We start from the raw sequence: 2,470 nt of genomic DNA on the forward strand, positions 1-2,470 counted from the left end.
ACAGCAAATGAACTGGTGAATTTCGGGCCAAAGTTCGGCGTTCAGGTCTCCGGTCAGATAGGCGACCTCCTCTCCCTGCATTGGCATTCCTGAATCGGCTGCGATGTCGTCGCAGAGGTGTCTGAGTTCGTGTTCGAACGAGTTGAGGAATTGCGCCTGCGAGGTCGCGAGCCCCACGACGACCACGGACCGGCGCATCGTCTTGTTCGAGTAGGTGAACCCCGAATCCATATCCGCCCGTAGGAGGTTTCCTCTCACCCGTTCCAGAACCGTTCCGGGACACTCTATCTCCTCCAAAGAGGAGAGGATAGAGCGCGTATGATAGCCATGCACGGCGAAATAGAACCGCACGCGCCATCCATACTTCCCTATCCTCAAATCCCGGATTTTCATAGCGTCGAATATACCTTTTCGAACCGCACCCACGGCTTCATCAGCCTTTTTCTTCGCTTTCGGCTACAAGACATCTTCCCACGGTACGTTCGTTCCGGATCCGATCAGATCGGCGAAATAGCGCGTGAACGGCATTCCGGGATAGGCATCACGGTCGTCGATGTAGTCCTTGACGAACAAGGCCAACTGCTGTTCGTCGACGATGGACGATTGCCAATAGTCGGCCTTTGCCATGTTCGCGACATACACGCTGTCATATCCGTTGTCGTGTTCGAGCACGATTTCGTAGGTTTTCAACAATTTCTCGACCTGCTCTTTTGAGAGCGGCTCGATGTTCTTTCCGTCCCGGCCTTTCATACGCCCGACGGCGAACAGGCACATCTTCTTGGAAAAGGACCATCCGTGAGTCTGAAGATAGGCTTCGATTGCCGGTGGCATTTTGTCGTGTGCGTCTAATCTTTCTCTGTCCATATTTCGGTGCAATTGAAGAGAGGGGATTTCTCCCCTCTCCGGTTCGACTTACCGGCGCACGTATCGTCCCGTATAGGGGCTTCTGCCACGCCGTTCTCCGTATTCGTCGCCGCCATACTCCCCGCCGCGCTCAGCGTATGCGTCGGGCATATAGCCACCAGTATGGCGCTCGCCGTACGAACCGTGCATTTCGCGTCTGGCGTCCTCATAGCCGCATTCGTATGCTTCTCGCATCTTGCGCCCGATGTCCTCTCGTTCGCCGTACATGTCGCCGCGGTAGCGGCCTTCGATTTCCCACATTCTCATGATTTCGTGTTTTTTGAAGATGATGTCTGCGATTTAAGAAAGGTTTCGAGCATCGACTTCATGGATGTGAGGTCCTCCTGCGCTCGTCGAAGTTCCGACACCTCTTGTCTGAGGTTCTGCAACTCCTCGTCCCGCTGTGCCTGTCCTGCAAAGGCGGGACTGATTTCGCACATGATCCGGTCGAAAATCTCCAGATTGGCCTTGTGGCGGTCGAATGAATCCACGACGTTCTGGCTCTGCTGCCGCGCAGCGTTCACGGCGTCGATGAGACGCTCGCGCGACGTGGTAACCGTCAACCCGTCCTTTGTTACCATATCGGCATTTACGGGCACGACCCACTTCTGCTCGCCCACGGGAAAGCTGACGGACGGCTGTGCGGGCGGGAAATTCCCCGGTGCGGGGAAATAGGGCTGCGGCGCTTCGTCCAATGTCGCCATGTAATACTTCGGCGTGTTCCTCATATCCAACACGTAGATACAAGAACCTTTCGTTAAATTCGCAAACATCTTCGGTTAATTGATTTGTGAAAGCTCCGGGAGAGACGGGCCTCTCCCGTTGCTTTCGGTTAATTTTTGTCCGTAGTCAGACGGCTCCCGTCATCAGTTGCAGGGTGTCGGTCTGCTTGTCGTACCAGAGCTGGAACACACCCGTGCCCGGAATATCGGATACGGTAACGTTCGCGCCGTTGTACGCAGTCAGATTCTTCGTCTGTCCGTTGGTTTCGAACAGCACGGGCAGGGTCCCGGTCGTTCCGGCGGGAACGGCCTGTGCCAATTCGACCAGTACGATGCCCCGATACCACGAGTTCGCGAACGCATGATTGGGGAACGAGAACACGACATCGGCCGTATTGACCGTTACGCCCGTGGTCTTCAGGACGGGAATGCCTCTGCGGTTGACGTATTGAAAAGGATATGCTGCCATAGCGACCTCCTTTCAGCACTAACCCCAGAATCCGTTACCGTATCCGGGAGCCCCGAATCCGAATCCCAGCCCGTATTGTGCGGCCACGCATGCAGGCATGGCGAACACTTGCGGATTGGGAACTACGGTCGTAGGCGGCAAACCGCATTCGATCTTGGCCAGACGGTTGCTCAGATCACCGATTGCCGCGTTTACGGGAGCGACGGTCTGAGCCTGCGACTGCATGATCGTCGCGGTCTGATGCTCCTGCGAGAGCTGTCCGGCCAGCGCTGCGCTCTTGGCACGCTCGGCGTCGAGCTTGTTCTGCATCTCGCGCATCTCCAGCTGACAGAACTTGTCGTTGATGACCTGCGTCTGGGCGTCGATTTTCGAGCCG

The 2,470-nt window shown here is 56.2% G+C and carries 5 protein-coding genes and 1 pseudogene; all 6 read right to left on the reverse strand.

The window, feature by feature from the left end:
• Positions 1-393: hypothetical protein (locus tag BN3659_RS00005; RefSeq protein WP_091533567.1), on the reverse strand; the 393-nt coding region annotated here is incomplete at its 3' end.
• A gap of 63 nt (positions 394-456) precedes the next feature.
• Positions 457-864 (reverse strand): DUF7841 family protein, encoded by a 408-nt coding sequence (locus BN3659_RS00010; RefSeq protein WP_091533560.1) that lies wholly within the window; start codon positions 862-864, stop codon positions 457-459.
• A gap of 48 nt (positions 865-912) precedes the next feature.
• Positions 913-1,170: a hypothetical protein gene (locus BN3659_RS00015; protein ID WP_141682420.1), complete on the reverse strand. Its 258-nt coding sequence runs from the start codon at positions 1,168-1,170 to the stop codon at positions 913-915.
• Entirely contained in the window at positions 1,167-1,676 is a 510-nt protein-coding gene (locus BN3659_RS00020) for a DUF3450 domain-containing protein (RefSeq protein ID WP_141682421.1), read from the reverse strand. Before BN3659_RS00020 ends, BN3659_RS00015 begins: the two co-directional genes overlap by 4 nt.
• Before the next feature lie 76 nt (positions 1,677-1,752).
• A complete protein-coding gene (locus BN3659_RS00025; RefSeq protein WP_091533565.1) occupies positions 1,753-2,094 on the reverse strand; it encodes a hypothetical protein in 342 nt (113 codons plus the stop codon).
• Positions 2,095-2,112: 18 nt separating this feature from the next.
• Positions 2,113-2,470 (reverse strand): annotated as a pseudogene (locus tag BN3659_RS00030) (hypothetical protein); the annotation flags it as partial.

The sequence above is a fragment of the Alistipes sp. CHKCI003 genome (genome assembly GCF_900021155.1).
In the GTDB taxonomy this organism is placed as follows: domain Bacteria; phylum Bacteroidota; class Bacteroidia; order Bacteroidales; family Rikenellaceae; genus Alistipes; species Alistipes excrementavium.